The following is a 22,166-nucleotide window of genomic DNA, read 5'->3' as shown; positions in this document are numbered from 1 at the left end:
AATTTAGGTTTTAAATTTCAGTTCTACTCCTGTTTAAAAGCAATATCTTTTGAAATGAATTCTGCATCTTTATGAATATCATTCCAACTTTCTTTAGCGGCTTTTAAATCATCTGGTATTAAAGAGAATTTGTGGTCTTGCATAGAATCGATATTATCCAGTAAATCTGTATAATTTGCGCCCATTGTATTCCATTGCTTTTGAATATTTGTTAGAGACAATATCGCTTGATCTACAGTCTGATATAAATATGCCAATGTTTCTTTCGCGTTAGTAAGCGAAAGAACTGCTTGATTAGCACGATCTGCTTTCATACTTAATTCTCCGATTTTGTTAGAAATTTCATTATAGGAGTCCATATGCTTAGATGCTGTGACACCAGCCGCTGTTCCTAAACCAATACCAGCTGCGCCAAGAGCCGAGAGTCCACCAACAACAGCCGGTGTTGCTGTACCGCCAGTTACAACAATAACTACCGCTCCTCCAATAGCTGCAATAACTAAAATAGCTGCTCCCAATCCACCACCAATTGACCATGCTAATACATCATCAAAATGTTTTTTCTGAGTAGAACGAAGTTGCTCAATTTCAGCTTGAAGTTGTGGAATCGTTGCCTGTTGACCTGCTAATATTGCAGTTAATCCACCTTTCCCATCTGGACCACCAACATTATTTTTAAAATCTGTAGAATTTTGATATAGTTTCCCTTTGAAGTCTTGTAGCATCTTAATCACATCTGTAACTTCGTTTGAATTTGTATTGATTGTAGTAATTAAATCATTTATACCCTCTTTTAGACCTGCCTTATCTTTCTTTTGTACAGTTTCTACTAATGTGTCGTAATAATTTTGAAATTGTTCATCGTAATTTACAATATTACGAGCAGTTTTTTGAATCTGTGGCTTCGCTGTATCTAACCAGTAATTCGCATTGATTCGTGATAGCTCTTGATTAAGGTGAATATTTTTGAGCAACTCTCCCCCCTCTGAGCCTAAATCGATATTAGATAAATTTACATTTGGTTGCTTAATCATTGTTTTTGCGTATAAATCCATTACTAGAATATGAGACCCTGTTTCAGCTAATGCTTTCTTCAGTCCTTCGGGGCCTAATGCATAATTGCCTACTTTTTGTTCTTGAGCGGTCGTTTCTTGTGCAAATGCATGAATAGTGTTACCGGTAGTAGCAGTTATAACAGTTGCTAATGTAGCTAAAGTTAGTACTTTGAATGGAAATTTTTTCATGACTATTCTCCTTCTTTCGCTAAATGCTTATACTCTTTATGGATTTCCAAAAACGTAATATCAAAATTTATATACTTGCTCTTCAAGGTAACTTATTACATTTTTTAATTGTCTTAATGTATCTTTTTGAGACTGCTCGTTAGTTGTATCAACATTAGTAGATAATTTTGTAATGCTATTTTTTATTAGATTTAAATCTTCTTTATAGCGCTTTAGTAGATCAAGTTCTACATCTACTTGATTTGCAAACGTATGCAAATCATTTTGTGTAAGAAGAAGCATTGATTTTTGTAAATCAGCTATTGATAATTTCGTTGTTAAATCATATATTTTTTGATTTTGTTTCTCTAAATCATCTAAATATGCTCGCTGCTCTGCTGTTAATTTATTTACTTCAGCAAAAACGCCAAATGTTTTCTTAATCTTTTCGGTATCAATGACCTTCATCAGGTCATACTCTTGTGTTTTTGCTGCGGCTGCGGCTGCTATTTCACCTTGTTTGCTTTTCTCAATTGCTTCACGAGCTGCTTTTTTTGCTGATTCAATCTCTAGAGCAGTTTTACCTTGCTCTGTTGCTTCTTGCACTGCTTTTTTCTCAGCTTCTAGAATAGAGTTCTTAATTTCTTTTCCTTTGTTATACGCTGCCACCCCTGCTTGAGCAGCTGGTTCAATAATTTCTTTTGAAAGACTATAAACTTCTTTGAATATAGCAAATCCCTGTTCATTTAAAGCCCCTGGTATTAATGCAATTTGCTGTAAATCATTTTGAATTGCTTTTTTGGTATTTAATATTTCATTTTTTAACTGGTCTATTTTTCCTGTTCCATCTGTACTTAGTATGCCTTGAGCAGTTGCCACATTGGTATCAAAATCTTTTAATTTTTTATCAAGCTGTAATTTAAGATCTGTTAATTCATTGATTTGCCGTTGCGTATTTTCTTGATTCGTCATAGCCATTTCTTGAAGTACTTCAAGTCTATCCGAAAACCCTTCTCTATCTTCTTTATTGTCTACAAACGATTTTAATGTCGGGTAATAGCTATTAAATTTTGTTACAAATCCTTTACTTTTTGAATTTAATAGAATTAACTGTGGATAGAGTTCCGATGACCATTCCTTCATATCTTGTTTGATTAGGAATTGATTTGTATTTAAAGCTGTGACTTCCTCTAACTGTACATTAGGACTCATTAAAGATTGATCAATATACGTTTGGATTAATTTAGATTGCGCACCTAATTTTCGTAATGAAGAGGAAATATCCATGCCTTCCTGTTGAGTTTCCGCTTGAACGGTTGGTGTTGCGAGAGTATTGATAGGAATATTTCCTCCAGTTACAATGGATGTGACTAATAATCCTGTAATTATTTTAGTTTTCATTCCGTACACTCCTTTACCATTGTTTTTATAACTTAATTCATATAACTTGTACGACCTCTCTCTTTGTAAACTGATTAAGAAGGAGAAATCTTTCAGATAGGATAATATCGTTATTTTTTACTTCTAATAGGATGTAAGGATTTTACTTACTTCTCACTTCGATACTTTATTTTTTCAAATATAAATAACAAAAATTTATTAACTATATTTGAATCAAGCACCCTATGAATAGTAAATGAGTAATTCTTCCCTAGAATTGCGGTTTAACTTACAGAACTGCGAGAATCAATAAACCAATGCTTACAGTTAATCTTGTCATAACATTGTTTAATTTAAATTTAATAATATTACTCTTAGTTTTATCAGCAAGCTCCTTACTAGACTACAAAAGGTGAAATTATACTGTACATCGCTTATACTTTTATTGCGGAATAACTTCACTTTTGTTATGCAGAAACTTAGAACAGGTTTATTACAAATTTGATTCTTGACCTCTTGTAAATAAATTGACTATTCATAAAATTATTAACGACATAATGTTACTTACAACTTCACTATAATTCCTATTAGCGTAACCTTATCCTTTCTGTCTGGTCATACCAGTTATGTTGTTCATTAAAACATTAAATTTTTAATGCGTAAATAGAAAAATTTTGTCGATTACGATCGATAATTTACTGTTAAATAAAAATATGAACCGAAAAAATTATATAAATATAGTTATCCGTAAATTTCATTTCTGTAATTGTAATGATTACAAATTAATGTGTATACGGTTAAAAATAACTATTTTAGCTCAACCAAGAAATTTTATTTTAGAAAAAATACTTATAGAATAATATAATAGGTCTTTTTATACTTTTTTACCTTTATTTAGTTATGTATAATTGCATAAAATGTAGATATATTTAGTAATATATGTTATATTGTTGATTTTTTCACAAAACATCCTAATATCATTATTAATAAATATTTAGTATGAAGATATTAGTCTATAAACTTATCATCGTTATAAACATAGGTTTTAAATTACAAAAAAGCTGCAAAGCTTACTTGAAACACTTTGCAGCCTTCTGTCTTTTTGTTTTCTTTAGCAAAATAATGGTTAGTGTATTTTCATTTTTTGGGATACTTATACCCATGTTTAAGTCTTTACATTGAAGACAGCAGATAACAAGCTTATATTACTGTATATTTTTCACGGTACTGCCTAGGAGTCATACTAGTGATTTTTTTGAAAACTCTTATAAAATAACTTTGGTCATTAAAGTTAAGCCACGCACAGATATCTGATAACGAATAAGTAGTGAGTGTTAATAATTTTTTTGCTTCTTCCACTCTTTCCCTTTGAATATATTCGCTTAAAGTAATTCCCATTTCTTTTTTAAATAGTTTAGACAGATAAGTAGGCGTAATTTCTAAATGATTAGCAAGTTCATTCAGAGATATTCCATCGTAAACATTTTTATTAATATGTTTTATACATGTAGTAACCGCGTAAGAATACTTTTTTGCATTGTATTCTTTCACACGATCTGCAAAGGTACGTAAAGCGTCCCCTGACAATCGCTTTACAGATTCTACATTATCTAATTGTTCTAGGGTTTGTATATATAAAATACTATGGGCAAAAGCAATATCTGGTGGCAGGTTTCCTTCTATTGCATATCGAGTGGCTAAGGTAATCGCAATAATTCCAAGGTTTTTTTGATTCCTGAGCGGATCCTCTATTAGCATAAGTTCAACATCTTCTTGCGAAACCGCATACATATACTGTATTAACTTTTTTTTATTCCCTTCTTTAATAGTCGAAAAGAAATCATTTACTAATGCCATATTGTGCGTTTTAGGTTTGTTTTGTCGGCGTTTTAAAATATATAAATCAGGTTTCACATTTTTATTAGGAATTTCCTCTAGTACTTTATTTTTTTCCAAGACAATATCTACATCTAACTTTTCATTGAAAATCATGTAATGTAATAAAATTCCCATATCAATTAATGTAGTTTTTTTAATCTCAGATAAACACTGATAATAGGCAAGTCTTTCTTGAATGTTATCATTTGATTTAAATTCTTTCTGAAATTTTATGATCATATCATCTGAATCTTTTGGATGTATAGTAGGACCGATTATGATAGTCCCTTTAATATCATCATGATTTTCTATATGAATTAGAACAAAATTTTCAAGATAGTTGTTACTTCGGAAAAGTGGCAAGTTAAAGGGATCGTTTTCTTGATAAATATCAGTAAGATGTTCTTCTTTTGAAGAATAAAAAGGACTACAAACATTATCAGATGTAGAATGATATAAAATTTTTTTGTCTGCAGATAAAATATGTACAGGGGCATTAAATGCTTTATGTGCAAGATCACACAAGTGTTGTATATCGATAGAAGTATTCATTACATTCTCCTTTATAGATCCATAAAATATATTCTGTTATATATAATTCACGACAAATAATACTATAAAATATCAAATTAGTACAATTCACAACAAAATATTACTATATCTTTTTTATAAAAATCATATATTATTTAATTGTAGTTAGCATCTAAATATCAGAGTAGATAAGTAAAGTAAAGGAAATAAGCTAAGTTCTTTTCTTAATTCTACAAAATATAATTATTGAACTTGAGAAAATAGTGAAGTACTACAAAATACAGTGGTAGTCAATGCGAGGACCAAGCTGGAAAAAGATTTAAAATACAGCGAAAGTAACAGGAGATACTGTACCACCGCAAGAAACAACAGTCAAAGTTCCAATTCAATCACTTATACAAATTGAATTCAAAAAAATAAATACTGCTAATTTAAATATGAAACTGAAAAACTATTTTGCTCCAAATTTTAAAAAAAGATAATAAAGAAGTTGTGAAATTGGAAACAGATGAAAGCGATACGGTTATTTTTGAAGCACTATGCTTTGAAAAGTACAAGGTGGAGGAAATTCAAGTACTCAACTAAACATAAAAAAACGAATGGAATATTCAAAAAATGACACTATATTACTGGTCGCAACATTAGTTTTACTTTCCACAAAAGAGGAAAATATATAGACTTTACAAATACTAAAAATAGCAAACTAGATAGTTTTATTACCGCATCACATAAAGTGAAACTTTAATCAGTGGGGGTTTTGTTCATCCCCACTGATTATTAGCCCACACCAATCGGGCTTTTACGGACAGTTGATCCCCCACCTAACTTCTTTGCTTCCGCTGAATTTTGAGGTGGGGGTCTTACTGCCCAGCAAACAGCGAGATAAACTTATTATTAATTTCCAAATACAATAGTTGTTAATCAACAAAAAACTTCAATAACCAAGGTGCACAGTAAATTGACCTCAAAACAATAATTACTACAATATCAGGTTTTGCTTATTCTATAAAAAAGAAATATCACTTAAAAACTATTCCTTTATATCGATTTAGACATAAAACATTTTATTATATCGGCTTAAGTATTATGGAATTAAAATTATAAATAACACCAAAACCCTTTTAAAGGCTTATACATCGTTCATATCGAATTTATAACCTTTTGATACCTATGTCATTAGCACAACTAAAAAAGATTGTTACAAAGGAATCTGAGAGGTTTTTTCAATTTAGAAATTTATTTTTTTGTAAATTAAAGGAAAAATAATCCGTATATATACGGATTATTTTCTTAGTGTAGTCTGTATTGACCTGTTAACTGTTTTTCAGCCATTCAAACTAAGCGTTTTGTAATCTCTCCAACGATCCGAACCATTTGCAGATGATGTGATGTATCAGGTCCCAGTGTGACCCCTAGTTCAAAAGCACTTTCATACTTCATTTGCTCAATAGTACTTGTAGTAGCAGAAATAAGAATTTCATTTGTATTACTTTCGCATAAGTAACCTAATTTATTCCAGTATTTTTATAGGAACCCTTTCCCTCCCCTTATTCCACCAATTAAATTTGAAACACAAATGTACATTGCATTTCAATATAACAATAAAAGCTACAAAAGCAACGAATTTACTACTTTAAAGTTAAGTGTTTAACCTTGAAGTACTTAAATTCTTTTTTCCAGATAAAGCATACATTATATCTTGATGTTTTATTGTCCTCTTATAATTATGTGGTATCGGGAATTTATTTCGGTGTTCTTTTATTATAATTAAAGTTTGAAGTTCTATGCTCAATACTTTTGCGAGGACATGATAGTTATATCCATTGTTTAACAGAGAAATTATGTCATAAAACATAGTTTTTCCACCCACTAATTTTACTAATTTATTCTTTAACTTATCCCTTTTTTCTTTAGCTTCATCAATTTCTAACAACATAGATTTTTTATTTGTCTGCTTAATGTATTGAGTATACAACTCTGGGAATTCTTTTTGTACTTCTTTGTTTAATACTGGTTTATATTTAATCATATAAGTAACTTGTAACAAAGAGCGTTTTAACAAACTATCTTCAATGAGATACGCTACTTTATAAAATAAATGTACATATTCCTCAATATTGGAATAACTATTAAAATGAGCTAATACTCTACTTTTTATACTAAAAGCCTTGCCTACATAAATAATATTGTCATTATAATCTTTAATGAAATAAATACCACTGTCAGATTTTTTTAATTTATTATCCAATTCTTCTATACTCATAAAATGCAATTCACTCATACTTCTCTCTCCTTAGCAGTTTTAAATCGTAAAAAACAAGCAAGGTTTCTAAAAAAGTACTTAGCTGCCCTAGCATCTCTTATTTTATCTCTTGCTAAATGTCAAAAAACTGTTTCTATGTTACTCAACTATCAATATGATTATTAATAAAATTTTCAATCGTTATTATCTCGCAATTTTATCATGTAATTTCGAGATCGTTTCCTCATTTAAATTACTGTGTTTTATCGAATAAAGGAAATATATTACTACCCCAATAGTAATCCAAATGCTAAAGTACAACCATGTCCTTAACGGTAAATTTAGCATTAAAAACACACAGCATACAATTGCAACGCATGGTAATACAGGTACAAAAGGTACCATAAATCCACGTTTTAAATTTGGGTGTGATTTACGAAGGATAATAACTGATAGACAAACTAACGCAAACGTCACCAAACTACCGATATTAACTAAATTAACTAATTCTTTCAAATCAATAAACCCAGCTATTATAGAGCTCCCTATTCCTGCCAATCCAGTTATAAAAGTCGGTGCTCCAGTTTTCTTATTAACTTTCGCAAATGATTTCGGTAACAATCCATCACGACTCATTGCAAAGAATACTCGTGTTGCCGCATACATATTGGAAAAAATAACAGCCATAAGGCCAATTACAGCACCTGCAGCAATTGCACCAGCGACTTTTCCTTGTCCTACAACTTCCATTACATACGCCATTGCCTCAGGAACATTTAATTCTTTATAGGAAACCATTCCTGTCATAACAAGGCATACCATAACATAAATAATTGTACATATGATTAATGATGCAATAATACCAATCGGAAGATTACGTTTCGGATCTTTTACTTCTTCTGCTGAAGTTGCTAATATATCAAAACCCGTAAAAGCGAATAAAATAGCTGCTCCACCCGTAAAAACTCCACTTAAGCCGTATGGTGCAATTGGTATCCAGTTCATTGGTTTTACATAGAATATACCAACCGTAATAAACAACAAAATCATTCCAATTTTAATCAATACCATTATATTATTGATTCGTTTGCTTTCCCTCGTACCACGGGATAACATCCATGCTAATATCAATGTAATGATTACTGCTGGTAGATTCACAATACCACCATGCGAAGGAATCGTTACTAGAGCTTTAGGTATCTCTAATCCAAACCCCTTTATTAAATTGTGAAAATAGCCTGTCCATCCAGCAGCGACAGCCGCTGTTGCCACGATATATATTAACAGCAATGACCAACCTACTAGATGAGCAACAAACTCACCAATTGTTGCATATGAGTACGTATATACACTACCAGATGCCGGGAGTGTGGAAGCAATTTCTGCGTAACATAATGCTATAAATCCACATATAATTGCTGCAAGTACAAATGAAAAAATAACTGCTGGACCAGCATCTCTTGCTGCTACTAATCCAGTTAACACAAGAACACCCGTTCCAACTATTGAGCCTATCCCTAACATAATTAAATCAAATGCTCCTAATGTTTTCGTTAAAGTCTTGCTTTGATTATGCTCTAGCAATTGTGTAACGGATTTCTTTTTTAGTAAATTACTCATATTTTCTGTATCCCCTTTAAAATAAGGTTTGTTTTTCTCTTTAGTGTTGTATATAAATTTACTTAGTTATTAACTAGCCTCATAATATTTCTTTTACATTAAATAGATTTGAAATATTATATAAATTCGCTTCTCACTTACTAGTTAAACTAGACATTTCCATAGATTTTTGCGTACAACGTTTCATAGCTGAAATGATAGCTGTTCTTAAACCTTTTTCTTCTAGCGTTACTACAGCTTCTATCGTCGTTCCACCTGGAGAACAAACCATATCCTTCAATTCACCTGGATGTATTCCTGTTTCCAATACCATTTTTGCAGAACCTAATACAGCCTGAGCCGCAAATTTATAAGCTTGTTTTCTCGGCATACCGCCAAGTACAGCAGCATCTGCCATGGCTTCTATAAACATATACACATATGCTGGAGAAGAACCACTAATAGATGTAACAACATCCATTAGTTTTTCATTTACGACCTCCGTCTGGCCGAAAATATTAAATATGTTAAGTACCTCTTTTATATCTTTTTCTGTAACCATTTCATTAAAACATAACGCAGACATTCCTTCTCCAACAAGTGCCGGTGTATTAGGCATTACTCTAACAACCTTTAACTTTCTACCAAATTCATTCTCAGTGCTCTTAATACTTTTTCCTGCAGCAATAGTTACAACGATTACATCATTTTTTATTTGATCTTTTATTTGGTTAATTACCGATGAGTATAAATCTGGTTTGATTGATAAAATTAAAATATCAACACTGTTAGCGACTTCATTATTGTTAGTAGTTATAGTTATGCCATATTCATTACTAGCATTTTTTAAATTAATGACGTTTAAATCTGAACAAATTATTTGATCCGGAGAAACTATATTTTTTTTAATCATCCCACCTATCATAGCAATACCCATGTTTCCACATCCGATGAATCCTATTTGTTTATTCATAATAATTTGCTCTTGCTCCTTCTACTCTAAATTTTATTGATTTTGAAATTATTATTCTAAATAAGGACTATTACAATTACTTGGTTTATCAATAGAATTTCAAAATTCTCCTTCCTATATAGAGCTTACATATACCTCTAATAACTTCTTTGCTTTCGCTGAATTTTGAGGTGGGGGTCTTACTGCCCGGCAAATAGCCGGATAAAATCATTTCTTTAATCTATAATAAGAAGGACATAAAAAAACAAAAAGTTACAAAAATTTTTAAATTAAAATTTTTGTAACTTTTTGTTTTGATGCAAATATAATTTCAATTAAGGTATCTCACCGTTTTAAACTTGACGCTCCATAATCTTGTATAGTTACATTTATATGATATTTAATCGGTACCTTACTAAATGTTTGATCCCAATTTTTTTTGACTTTCTCCCATGTTCTCGGGTGTTTAATTCTTAATTGGTTGCCAAAACCCGCAATATCGACTTGGTATTCTTTTTGTATTTTTTTTGTAACATGATGTACTAAGTGCTTTACTTCTTTTTCAATAGCGTTTTCTTCCCTTTTTAAAAATTCATTTTCAAAATCTTTTCCTGATTGCATCCAATTTTCAGACAAACGCCCTTCTGATTCAATGTTTACATCAAAGGAAATATTATTTCCGTTAACATGTGGTATGATTTTGCTTTTTATTGACTTTATTTCGTATATAATGAGTTTCTTTGATTCTTTATCAAAAGTTTTTACCACACCACCATTCCTTTTTCCGTTTATCCATACTACTCCTTCCAATTCCTGTTCATTTAAAAAGCCCATCAACTTTTTTGTCTTTCCTTTAATTACAGCAGCTCCTGCAAATTTTGTTTCTCCTTTTATCGAGATTACATTTTGCAAAAGAAAACTGGACCCTGACCGCATCTTTCCTTCCAATTTAGCGAGCGATACAGGAGGTAAAATCCTTGTTGTTCTATTTCTATTATCTGCAATTCCAGACAAACGAAATGCTGGGATTTCTCCTTTTTTGTTTGATTCCAGTACCTCCTTCGCTAGACCCTTGCTAATTAAGAGCATACAGCTAAGCCGAACTTCATTGTCACGGAGATACTGTTCAAGTAATTGTTCTAAACTGTATGTACGTACAAGACTATCACTAATAACAATGTTTTTTAAATGTGGGCTGAACATTGTGCTCTCTCTTTTCAATGAAAACTCACGAACAATTTGATGAATGGAATCACCGGTCTCAGAAACATTTATATAACGTTTTTGTTGTCCATTTCCTTTACTTTGTGCTTGCGAACTAACAATTTGATAAGTAGCTGTTATAAGATTTCTTTTAGGATAACCTCCTTCCTCATCCTCTTTCTCAATTGTTGAATCCTTCCCTTTATCTAGTGCTATACCTGCAGTTAAGCTCAACTCTTCTACTTCTTTACTGCTCCAACATCCTGTTAAAAATAGAAGCAAAAGCGTCCATAACAAAGCCAAATAGAACCGCATATAATTAAATTTATGTTTCACACTACTCCTCCTTTTAATCGCGTAATAATAAGAAGAAGCAGTGGCAGTAAACCAAATAAAAATAAAGCAGCATTACCGAGCATATCCCCCAATTTAAGCAAGTCATTTATATTTTTCGAAGTCATAGCAATGATGTAAATGATTGGAATTAAAGCAAAAATAAACGGATGAATACTCTTTTTAAAGAGTTGTGCTAATCCTAATGCAGCTGCATAATAACTAATCGTATAGGTAGCAAATATTTGCATAATCCATATTACAAGCAGTAAAGATTCAAAACGTTCAAATATCAATCCAGAAATTTCAAAACTGCGCATAAGGTCAATTGTCGGCCATGTTCTTGTTACAACTCCATCAATTGATAATGCACCAATGACCATTACAACAGTTATTACATAAAAGATTAACGGAATAGAAATTCCAACTAAAATAGCTTTTACTGCTTTATTTCGTTGTTCCATAAATACCAAAAGAATTAACATAATTTCAGGACCTGTATATGCGAGAGACGTTGTTTTTATCCCATCTAATACTGGTTTAATTCCCAAACCTAATACGGGACGGAGATTATCTATCTCGAATATTCCGATACTCATAAAGGAAATGATTAAAAAAATAAAAACAGTAATAGGAAATATTATTTCAAACATCCGTGCAATTGAATTAATACCACTCATAATCAAATAGAGACCTATCCACATAAAAGGCATAACAATAGCCCATGTGGGGGTTCCTTCTAGCAAAAAAAAGTTTATTACTTCTGCCATTGAACGAATTTGAAATGCTGAAGTTGTAAGAAAATACCCTATAATAAGAAAACTAAGCAACCTGCCTATCCATTTCCCTACAATATCTTGACTGTATTGATAAAATGTTTTATTTGGAAACTGCTGACTTAATTTGACCATAATTACTCCTGAAACCATTGCGAGTATCCCACCTAATATAACACTTAGCCATACATCTGGTGTTTTCACTTTTTCCACAGATGCTCTAGGCAAAGTGAGAATTCCTGTCCCAAGTATGTAATTTACAATAATAACAACTGCTTGCGAAGTTGTTATTCGGTCTTTAGGTTTCGTAATCACTGAAGGCCACTTCCTTTCGTCATCAGCTACCTTTTGCGGATAGTTTTTTTTGTATGCATTATTTTCGGTCGACGTCTCATTATTTTTAATGGCATGCGAACCATAAAATCTTTCCAATCACTAAATCGATACGGAACAGCAGGGCTAGTATAAGGAACGCCAAAACTTTTCAGTTTCACTAAATGACTGCAAAGTAAAAGAAAGAAGAGAATAACACCATACAAGCCAAATATCGCAGCACAAAACATAGCTACAAAACGAAGAATGCGTAACGTAATTCCCACACTATATTGCGGAATAGTAAAAGAAGAAATAGCTGTTACCGCAACAACGATAACCATTATTGGACTAACAATTCCTGCTTCTACGGCAGCCTGACCAATTATTAAACCGCCCACAATTCCCATTGCAGGTCCAATCGGTTTAGGCAGACGTAAACCTGCTTCTCGCAAAACTTCGATAGCTACTTCCATAATTAACGCTTCTATTAAAGCGGGAAAAGGAACTCCTTCTCGCGATCCGATAATAGAAATAGCGAGCTTAGTGGGAATTAATCCTGGATGAAATGAAATAAAAGAAATATACAGTGCTGGAGCAAATAATGAAACAAAAGCTGTCATGAAGCGTAATAAGCGGAGAAGCGTACCAGGAAGCCACCTTTCATAATAATCTTCTGGTGATTGCAGCAGCATGCTAAATGTAACTGGAGCAATTAAAACAAATGGTGTTCCATCTAACAAAATAGCTACTCGACCTTCCATCAAAGCACTAATAACACGATCAGGTCGTTCTGTATTTTGAATCTGCGGAAAGGGACTGAGATAATTATCTTCAATGAGTTGCTCTATATAACCAGATTCGAGTACACTGTCTATGTCAATTTTCTGAATTCTGTTTTTTATTTCATCCACCAATTCTGTACTAGCAAGATCTTTAATAAATGCGACGACTAACTCTTTCTTTGCACGTTCTCCTACTGGTAGCTTTACTAATGATAAGCTCTCATCCGCACAGTGTCGTCGCAAAAGTGAGGTATTATCACTTAATACTTCAGTAAAACCGACCCGTGGCCCTCTGACTAATGCCTCCGATACTGGTTCTTCAATGTTTCGTTTATTTGCTTTTGTTGTACCAAGAATAAACACATCTGCTAAACCATCAATTAAAAGAGCTGTTGAACCTATCAATACTTTGGGTATTAAATCTTTTATGTAATGGACTTCTGCTACTTCACTAATTGTAAGAACTTTATTTTTAATATATTCTTTTGAAACAGTCCCCTCCACATAAGAAGATTCATTTTTATATTCATCAGAAAAATCATCCATTAGTAATTTCATAATATGTTTGTCAATTATCTCTTTATCTGATAGACCATCAACAAAAACGATCCCAGCTTGAATATCTGTGCGTCCAATATTAAACTTCCGAAAGCGAACATCAGAATTATGTCCGATTTGTTGCTTTATAAGTTCTAAGTTTGAGGCAAAATCATTTGTGAAATGAACGTTTGCATTTTGAGATGGTTTATGATCTTGTTTCGTTTTACTTTGAATATTATTTTTTTTCACTTGTTTGTCTCTTGACTTCCACCAACTCATTCTTCCCACTCTTTCTCTGCCATACGAACCCAATGAAAAAATCTTGAGATAGTATACGGAATTAAAAACAAGATAAAAGCTTGTACAAAGACTTTCCAATCTGGAAGATAAGAAGTAATTACGTTCCACATTTTTATCACCCAATTTATATACTCTGCTAGGATTGAGATTTTTAAAAAACGATATGTACTTAATAAAAAATAACGATAAGATTAAAGAGCAGAAAAGCGAGACATTATGCTTATTTAGTACCAATAACCTAATTAGTATAAAAACATTTCTGACCTAAAATACCATTTCCAATTATAATTTGTTAAATATTATCTCCTTTTCCCTTATTTATATGCCCGCATTTGAATTTCAAATAATATAAGGATCAATGATATTTCCTCTTAAAGAAAAAAAGATGCTAGAAGATAGCATCTTTTTTTAAATTCAACTTACTATGTATTTATATTTTATTGTGAAAATACTCGTTTTTTTAATGAATATTAATGTTTAAAAAAATAAAAATACATATTCTTTTGTTCTAAGTTCATACACTTCTACCGAATCGATACGGAATTTTCTGATTTTAAAACTAATATGAAATAAAAGAGAATAAAAAGAAAAATTATTATCAATCTATCAATTGAAAATAATTATTAGCAAGAGTTTATCATCTTAACTCCAGGTGTATTCGTTTTGCTTCAAAATAAAGAACTTGAATAAATTTTTTCGTATCAATACGAGCAGGTAATGTTGGTTCATTATTCAATTCTGTCATCTTTCTCCTTACGGTAGTAAAATCAAAAAATCTAGAAGCATAATTTTCGAACTTCGGGTTTAAAAAATCAGTAAGTCCAAGGGATGCTAAATGGTTTAATGATTGATAAATTGCTCTCCGAATCCGTTGTTTGGAAGCTTCTATGAACCTTTTTAATTCGGCATCTTCAGCTGAATCCCCAAGTTTTTTTTGAGCCAAATTCATAAAAATCTCTTTTAGTGAGGGAAAGCCTTGTTCCAACGTGTTATCTTGTTCATATTTATATAAATAATCTAGCATATCCATTAAATCTTTACTTCCACTTTCACTGGCTATTCCTAATTCAGACAAAAGAAAATGAATGGAATTTTGAAAATGATTGAAAGTATTTAAATGTTTTTCATTACGGTATTTTTCTTGCACACTTGAATTACTATCCAATTTTAGTACCATATTAAGCGATTCTTGAATGTTTTTTATTGATTTTTCCAAACGAATTCGTTCAATGACTTTCCGAACAACTGTTAATACTTCAATCCGGTTAATTGGCTTAATAATATAGTATTCAACACCAAGCGAATAAGCCTCAGCAATTAATTCTTTTGATTCTACTTGAGAGACCATGATGATTTTCCCTTTAAACGAAGGCTTTATTTGACGAATTGTTTTTATTCCATCTTGATTCGGCATTAACAAATCGATAAATAAAATGTCTATATTTTTAAGGATTACCATTTGTTGCTCTAAAGATAAACCATCCTCAGCTTCTCCTATAACCTCCCCAAGATCTTCATCCTCGATAATTTGAGCCAACATTGAGCGAACCGCTTTTTCATCATCTACTATATAAAAATACATAGAATCACCCTTTCGAAATTATATGATCAATCCCTAATTTAATTATAAAAATTGATCCTTTTCCTTCGGTTCTGTCCTCAAGCGTAACATCACCTTCAAGTTGTGCGACCATTTCTTTAACATACGATAATCCGATACCTGTCGATGGATTGCCTAAATCATCATATTTAGAAGTAAACCCAGGCTCAAAAATTGAATCTTTATATTTTGAAGAAATACCAGGACCATTATCGCCTATTTGAAATTCAACAAAATGGTGGTCTTTATTAATGTCAATTGTGATGGTTCCCATACCTTGGATAGCTTCTACAGCGTTTGTAACGATATTATTTATAATAGATAAGATTGTATAAATATGATAATGAGGATGCACACCATCAATTTTATACACAAATTGGATATCTTTCTCTAACAACTGAGCATATTTCGTATTTGCCCGTATAATGATATTTACTAGTTCATGTACAGACATATAATCTGTAAAACTTTCATCTGAAATTAATTTTGAAAGTCCCGCAAAAATACGTTGGTTATCCTTTTTAACGTCATGGACCTCACCAGCAATTTGTAATGCCTGTTGCCTTAAATCCTCAAACTGAAAATCCATCTGTTTATGCTCAAAAGAGTCCAAAGTTTTATATAAATCATAGGATTTTTTTGTTATATTCTCAGCATCTTGTAATGTTTTTTTTAAATGAACAGCATCTTCATATAAATTAGAGATGAGCATGAGCATATGTTCATTTTGTTTCTTTATATGTCGCTCCCTTGATTGTGCTTCATACAATTTCATCATATTGAAAAAGCTTAGAACTATAAAACTATGGGAACATGCGATAACAATGATCTCATTTATTGCCTCGGATGTGATCGATGTTTTTAATACGAAATATTGAATCATTAATTCCACACAGTCTGACAGTATTTCAATCATGCAACCAATAAAACCAATCATTAGTGGTTGATGATAAAAACGTTTGATTTTTGCTAAATGAAAGAGATACGAATAAGTAAAATAAAAGAAAAAACTAGGATAGTGAGTATGAAAAGCGGCTAGCCAATCCATATTTTCCTTTATAATGACATCCATTGAGATACGAAATACTACCACGACTATCGCTGTTAAAAAACCCGGTAAAAATGCTGGAACTCGTCGAAACAATAACAAAAAAAAGAAAAATGTTGGTGCACCAAAGCTCATTCTAAATGTTTCATTTAAGGGAAATGACTTTATTTCACCTACTAAGGGTACTGTAAGTATCATTAAAACGAGAATATAGATGTCTTTTTTTACTAAATTACTAAGATTCAAAATAATCACTTCTCACTTTCGCCTAACAGTCAGTATACAAACCTATTTGCATTAATACAATACTTACTCTATTTTTTTCAAAAACTGATAAATAAGTTATAAACGAAAGCATTATAGATTGTGAGTATTCATTACACTCTTCTACTTTAGAAAGATACTTTATAACTCAAAAATGTTCAGACACAATATAAGGTCTGAACACTTTTGGACTCGCTCTAACACCAAAATATCTGTGCTCCTTTTTAAAATATACTTAAATCCCATTCTTTTGCAATATGTTCTAACAACATAATTCCTGGTAAACTATTCCCATACTCATCAATGGCTGGTCCGTAAATACCAATACCACATCCATCTTGAAACGATAAATCCTTCCTAGATTTTGAGGGAACAAGTGTCATAATTCCGCCGGATACCCCACTCTTAGCTGGTAATCCAATGAAAGCAGCAAATTTTCCGGAAGCATTGTACATTCCACAAGTAAGCATTAAAGCTTTTGTTAACCTAGCTACTTCTTTAGGGAGCACTTGTTCTTTGCGAATAGGATGATATCCATCATGTGCTAGTATAAGCCCTATTAAGGCAATATCTTCTGTATTTATTTCAATCGAACATTGTTTTAGGTAAACCTCTAGTGTCTCCTCCACATCTGATTCTAGAAAACCATTCTCCTTTAAATAGTATGCTAATGCTCTATTACGATGAGCCGTTTCCCATTCTGATTGAAATACTATTTCATTAATAGCGGGACGCTTCTCTATCATTTTTTCAATTAATACGTATAGAGATTCTAATTTTTCTTGCACCGATGTCCCTGGCAAAAGTGAAGCTATCGTAATTGCTCCAGCATTAATCATAGGATTAAAAGGTTTTCCTGGTTTATGTATCTCTAAACGAATAATTGAATTAAAGGCATCTCCAGTTGGCTCTACGTCAACTCGTTCTAATACATAAGAAATACCGCGACTTAAACAAGCGGCTATAAAACCGATTACTTTTGATATACTTTGTAATGTGAAAGGTATCTCCCAATCTCCTGATTTTATCATTGTTCCATCTGGCTTTACTATACAAATACCTAACTGCGATACATCTATTTCCCCCAGAGCAGGAATATAACTGGCGCTTCGTCCCTTAGCTGCATACGTTCGATAATGAGCTACCCATTGATCTAAGCAAACTTTTTCTTGACCCTCAACTTGAACGCTAGAATCCTTTATCATTTAATCATATTCCCCCGTACTATTAACTTTATATAGAATGATTTTTTCTTTACTATAATCAATACTATTTGCACTAGAACCAAGAAAAATATTCAGACATATTGCAGTCTGAATATCCTTCTTATTACACACTTTTCTTTTTTGAAGTTTTCTCATAACTATCCCAACATTCAATATTTTCAAGTCCTTTAATGTTTTCTTTATAAAAAATAGGATCTTTACCAACTTTTTTCTGGTTTATATAATCTTGTAACGCCGCAAATGCTACTTTTGAAAGTAAGGTAATAGCAATTAAATTAATAATAACCATAAAGCCCATAAATAAGTCCGCTAAATCCCATACAATTTGAATCTTGGCAACAGAACCAAATACAATCATAGCCAACACACTTATTCTGTATATCATTAACCACACTTTACTTGTATGTAAGAAGCGAATATTTGTTTCACCATAATAATAGTTGCCAATTAACGCACCAAATCCAAATAAAAAAACAAAGATAGCAAGACAACCCGATGCCCAAGGACCTATGTGTTCACTTAATGCTGCTTGTGTAAGTGCAATACCATTTAACCCCGGTTGTTTATATGCATCAGACAGCAAAATAATAAAGGCAGTGCTAGTACAAATGATCAGTGTATCCGTTAATACACCAAATGCTTGAATCAGTCCTTGTTTCACCGGATGACTTGTTGTTGCTGTTGCGGCAACGTTTGGTGCACTTCCCATACCAGCTTCATTTGAAAATAAACCACGTTTAACTCCATTCATAAGTGCTGCACCAATTGAACCGCCTGCTATTTGTTTAAAACCAAATGCGTTTTGAACAATAAGAGAAAGAACTTCCGGCATTTTTGATATGTTGGTAACTACAACAAATAATGCAACTCCAATGTATAATACCGCTAAAAATACCACCTTGTATTCAGCCATTTTTGCAATACGTTGTACACCACCAAAAATAATCGCAGCGAAAGCAATGGCCATGATTATCCCAACTGTTAGACGATCTGTACCAAATGAGTTTTGAAAAGCAATTGTAACTGTATTTGATTGTACTGAATTGAATACAAGACCAAAAGTAATTGTGATTAAAATAGAGAATAATACTCCCATCCAACGTTTATTCAACCCTTTTTCCATATAATAGGATGGACCACCGCGGAAACCAGTTTTATCTTTTACTTTATATATCTGTGCTAATGTGCTTTCGACAAAACTGGAGGCCGAGCTAATAATAGAAATAATCCACATCCAAAATACAGCTCCAGGACCACCTAATGCAATTGCAATCGCAATTCCTGTGATATTCCCTGTTCCAACGCGGGCTGCCATACCAATACAAAACGCTTGAAAAGGAGAGATTTGATCTTTAGAACCACTTTTCCCCTCCATTAATACACGGACCATCTCTTTTAACATTCGAAACTGTACAAAATTCAATTTAAATGTAAAATAAATTCCGCAAATAACAAGCATAATAATTAACAATTTAGACCATAAAAAATCATTTGTTGATCCGACTAAGTCTACAAAAAGCCTTTCCATACCATCACCCCATGCCAAAATTTGTATATCATAATATATATAAAATCACCTATATTTCCTGGTACAAATACCTCTTTCATATTCAAATACAACAAGGATAAAAATTTTCTATATTAATCGGATTGGCCTGTTTAAGCAAACATCACAACATGTAACCGTAAAACTGAAATTTTGAAGTACTTAACGCTTATACAAACGGATGCTCTACCCCTTTCTGCAAACTAATATTTTTATCCACTAACATTGTTGTACTATTATGTTTGTTTCGTTTACCGGTGATTTAAATCATAATAATCAATAGTGATTAAGTGTTTTTTTGTTAATTGTCTCAAGAACATGGAAATATCTCCTTTCTCGCTACTAATCTCAAGAATAGGCTAGGTAAAAACTTCGCGAAAAACCTATAAAGCGCTTTCACTATTCAACTAAGAAAACCTTGTCTTTAATTTATAATTAAAAGTACAGAATGTTACGAAAAAGTACAGATTTTTATAAAAACAAAAAAATATTTTAAGTTTTTTTTCATCTAAAAAACACTGAGATTTTGTGAATTTTATACAGTATCCAAACGTCGCAGATTCCGTTCTACCTAACCTTTGACAAGCCTCTATTTTCTTCATAAAAACATGCATACTTTTCTCTTTTAGAAGTTCATATAAAGGATTTGAAATCAAGAATCAACGGAATATTATAAGAATATTTAAAAAATAAAACATTTAATTTATTTATGGTATCATACAAAAAACATTTGTTTTATCAATTAATCATTCCTCTATATTGCACATATTTACAACATTACAGACACTTAGCAAAAAAGGATTTTGTTGAAGGGATGAAACATTACAAAACTCTTATTTAGGACCTTATGTCATCCTCTTTTCTAGCAATATCGAGTTATCCAAAAATATGATTTTGACAGCTCCACAAATAAAAAACTACTCATATTATTATTTTTTTGAAAACGTTATTAATATTATTCCATTTAAGTTTCAAATTTTAGAACAACCAATTGATAAGAAAAGCTATTAATTTTATTGCAATATAAGAGGATTTGTTGAATATCTATCATTAAATGTATATTTCCTTTGCTTTTCATTCTACTAACATAGATTACAGGTGGTGTATTGTGAAAGAAATAGTATTCGTTCAAAATAAAAAAAGACTCCTTATGAAATTCAAATTTTTAAAAAAGGATTTAATACTTACCATTTCACTGATACTAGCAATTGTAAGCTGCTTAATACATTCACCAAAGATCGAATATATTAACTTTGAAGTGTTAATTAGCTTATTTAATCTAATGGTGGCCATTAAGGCCTTTGAACAGCTAAAGATATTAGACAAACTTGCCGTTGTGATTTTAAATAAATGCAATAACAGCAGGTCAATATCTATTATTCTAATTTTGTTATGCTTTATTTGCTCCATGTTTGTAACAAATGATGTCGCTCTCCTCACTTTTGTACCAATAACACTTGTCATTAGTAAAAAAACACAAATGAACATGATGGATACAATCATCCTGCAGACAATTGCGGCAAACATCGGTAGTAGCTTGATGCCTATGGGAAACCCACAAAATTTATACCTATATTCTTACTATGGAATTAAGCTCATCCCATTTTTAGGTTCAATCCTGCTTTTAGCTGTACTTGGAATTAGTTTGTTATTTATATTTACTCAAAAACTTCAAAAAACAGATTTGAAAATAGAACTACCTGTTATTACCGTGAAAAATCGAAAAAAAGCTACCGTCTGGATTTTGATACTTATCACTATCATTGCATCTATTTTTGGTGTCATTAATTATTACATTGCACTAATAGTCACATTGATAGCAGCATTTACGTTAGATAGAAACTTACTATTTAAGATTGATTACTTTCTTCTAATAACCTTTGTCTGTTTTTTTATTTTTATCGGAAACATTTCCCATTCGGATGCGCTGGAGACATTTGCTCGCACTAATTTAAGAGGTGATACTTCAGTCTTCTTTAGTTCCATATTTTTGAGTCAATTGATTAGCAATTTTCCTACTTCAATTCTTCTATCAAACTTTACTTCTGATTGGAAAGCTTTATTACTAGGAGTAAATATTGGAGGGCTTGGAACAATTATCGCATCTTTAGCCAGTGTAATCTCCTATAAACTATTCATTCAGGCCAATGTTAAAGAGAGTAAGGCGTATTTAATTAAATTTAGCATTTACAACTTTTCATTTTTAATCATACTTACATGTATACAATACTTTATTTTTAAATTTCTATAACTTTAAAAAGTGATTACTACTAGAATAATAAAAACCAAAACTTTCTCAACATTAAATTGAGAAAGTTTTGGTTTTAAAGTACATAATACTTACAATTAGCATTATAAGCAAGATCCACAAATTGCATCAATTAACTCACCAGTTATCCAACGACTGTCTGATGATGAAAGAAAACCT

At 31.7% G+C, this 22,166-nt stretch carries 17 protein-coding genes and 1 pseudogene; 2 read left to right on the top strand and 16 right to left on the bottom strand.

Annotated features, from left to right (window positions below; translation table 11 throughout):
- Window positions 1–23 precede the first annotated feature (23 nt).
- The 3 genes from hblD to CQ064_RS24955 form a co-directional block, all read right to left on the bottom strand.
- On the bottom strand, window positions 24–1,244 hold the full coding sequence (hblD, locus tag CQ064_RS24965; RefSeq protein ID WP_000714440.1) for a hemolytic enterotoxin HBL lytic component L1: 1,221 nt from the start codon (window positions 1,242–1,244) through the stop codon (window positions 24–26).
- Window positions 1,245–1,304: 60 nt separating this feature from the next.
- Window positions 1,305–2,624 (bottom strand): hemolytic enterotoxin HBL lytic component L2, encoded by a 1,320-nt coding sequence (gene hblC / locus CQ064_RS24960; protein WP_000850154.1) that lies wholly within the window; start codon window positions 2,622–2,624, stop codon window positions 1,305–1,307.
- Window positions 2,625–3,803: 1,179 nt separating this feature from the next.
- Window positions 3,804–5,033 carry a helix-turn-helix domain-containing protein gene (locus tag CQ064_RS24955; protein ID WP_001097903.1) on the bottom strand — a complete coding sequence of 410 codons (1,230 nt, stop codon included), beginning with the start codon at window positions 5,031–5,033 and terminating at the stop codon, window positions 3,804–3,806.
- A 435-nt stretch (window positions 5,034–5,468) separates the two neighbouring features.
- Between CQ064_RS24955 and CQ064_RS24945 the strand changes: the two genes are divergently transcribed.
- Complete coding sequence (locus CQ064_RS24945) at window positions 5,469–5,597, top strand: hypothetical protein (protein WP_003270913.1); 129 nt, start codon at window positions 5,469–5,471, stop codon at window positions 5,595–5,597.
- A gap of 747 nt (window positions 5,598–6,344) precedes the next feature.
- On the opposite strand, the gene CQ064_RS24940 is transcribed toward CQ064_RS24945, so the two are convergent.
- The 12 genes from CQ064_RS24940 to CQ064_RS24885 all read right to left on the bottom strand — a co-directional run bounded on the left by CQ064_RS24940 (window position 6,345) and on the right by CQ064_RS24885 (window position 19,720).
- A complete protein-coding gene (locus CQ064_RS24940; protein WP_071729993.1) occupies window positions 6,345–6,488 on the bottom strand; it encodes a small, acid-soluble spore protein, alpha/beta type in 144 nt (47 codons plus the stop codon).
- Between the two features lie 163 nt (window positions 6,489–6,651).
- Window positions 6,652–7,293 carry a nucleotide excision repair endonuclease gene (locus CQ064_RS24935; RefSeq protein WP_001292167.1) on the bottom strand — a complete coding sequence of 214 codons (642 nt, stop codon included), beginning with the start codon at window positions 7,291–7,293 and terminating at the stop codon, window positions 6,652–6,654.
- A gap of 165 nt (window positions 7,294–7,458) precedes the next feature.
- On the bottom strand, window positions 7,459–8,874 hold the full coding sequence (locus tag CQ064_RS24930) for an amino acid permease (protein ID WP_000067434.1): 1,416 nt from the start codon (window positions 8,872–8,874) through the stop codon (window positions 7,459–7,461).
- 133 nt (window positions 8,875–9,007) lie between these two features.
- Window positions 9,008–9,826: a pyrroline-5-carboxylate reductase gene (gene proC, locus CQ064_RS24925; protein ID WP_001041298.1), complete on the bottom strand. Its 819-nt coding sequence runs from the start codon at window positions 9,824–9,826 to the stop codon at window positions 9,008–9,010.
- Window positions 9,827–10,150: 324 nt separating this feature from the next.
- A complete protein-coding gene (locus tag CQ064_RS24920; RefSeq protein ID WP_000680797.1) occupies window positions 10,151–11,344 on the bottom strand; it encodes a Ger(x)C family spore germination protein in 1,194 nt (397 codons plus the stop codon).
- Window positions 11,341–12,432, bottom strand: coding sequence for a spore germination protein (locus CQ064_RS24915; protein WP_000628988.1), 1,092 nt, complete (start codon window positions 12,430–12,432; stop codon window positions 11,341–11,343). Before CQ064_RS24915 ends, CQ064_RS24920 begins: the two co-directional genes overlap by 4 nt.
- Before the next feature lie 26 nt (window positions 12,433–12,458).
- Window positions 12,459–14,033 (bottom strand): spore germination protein, encoded by a 1,575-nt coding sequence (locus CQ064_RS24910; protein WP_000119220.1) that lies wholly within the window; start codon window positions 14,031–14,033, stop codon window positions 12,459–12,461.
- Entirely contained in the window at window positions 14,030–14,164 is a 135-nt protein-coding gene (locus CQ064_RS34150) for a hypothetical protein (protein ID WP_000267389.1), read from the bottom strand. Before CQ064_RS34150 ends, CQ064_RS24910 begins: the two co-directional genes overlap by 4 nt.
- Window positions 14,165–14,691: 527 nt before the next feature.
- On the bottom strand, window positions 14,692–15,636 hold the full coding sequence (locus CQ064_RS24900; RefSeq protein ID WP_000274088.1) for a response regulator: 945 nt from the start codon (window positions 15,634–15,636) through the stop codon (window positions 14,692–14,694).
- Between the two features lie 4 nt (window positions 15,637–15,640).
- Complete coding sequence (locus CQ064_RS24895; RefSeq protein ID WP_000584810.1) at window positions 15,641–16,957, bottom strand: sensor histidine kinase; 1,317 nt, start codon at window positions 16,955–16,957, stop codon at window positions 15,641–15,643.
- A gap of 233 nt (window positions 16,958–17,190) precedes the next feature.
- Window positions 17,191–18,171 (bottom strand): glutaminase GlsA, encoded by a 981-nt coding sequence (glsA, locus tag CQ064_RS24890; protein ID WP_000588651.1) that lies wholly within the window; start codon window positions 18,169–18,171, stop codon window positions 17,191–17,193.
- Between the two features lie 124 nt (window positions 18,172–18,295).
- Window positions 18,296–19,720: an alanine/glycine:cation symporter family protein gene (locus CQ064_RS24885; protein ID WP_000440275.1), complete on the bottom strand. Its 1,425-nt coding sequence runs from the start codon at window positions 19,718–19,720 to the stop codon at window positions 18,296–18,298.
- A gap of 1,126 nt (window positions 19,721–20,846) precedes the next feature.
- On the opposite strand from CQ064_RS24885, the gene CQ064_RS24875 reads away from it, so the two are divergent.
- Window positions 20,847–21,989, top strand: a complete 1,143-nt coding sequence (locus CQ064_RS24875) for an anion transporter (RefSeq protein ID WP_000659303.1) — start codon at window positions 20,847–20,849, stop codon at window positions 21,987–21,989.
- 101 nt (window positions 21,990–22,090) lie between these two features.
- Here the strand turns inward: CQ064_RS24875 and CQ064_RS34325 are convergent.
- Window positions 22,091–22,165, bottom strand: a pseudogene (locus CQ064_RS34325) (short-chain dehydrogenase); the annotation flags it as partial.
- Between the last annotated feature and the right edge of the window lies 1 nt (window position 22,166).

Origin of the sequence: Bacillus sp. MYb78, from assembly GCF_002975115.1 — a bacterium.
Classification (GTDB): domain Bacteria; phylum Bacillota; class Bacilli; order Bacillales; family Bacillaceae_G; genus Bacillus_A; species Bacillus_A cereus.
The sequence above is the reverse complement of the archived record's forward strand: the minus strand, read 5'-3'. Positions and strand labels throughout refer to the sequence as shown.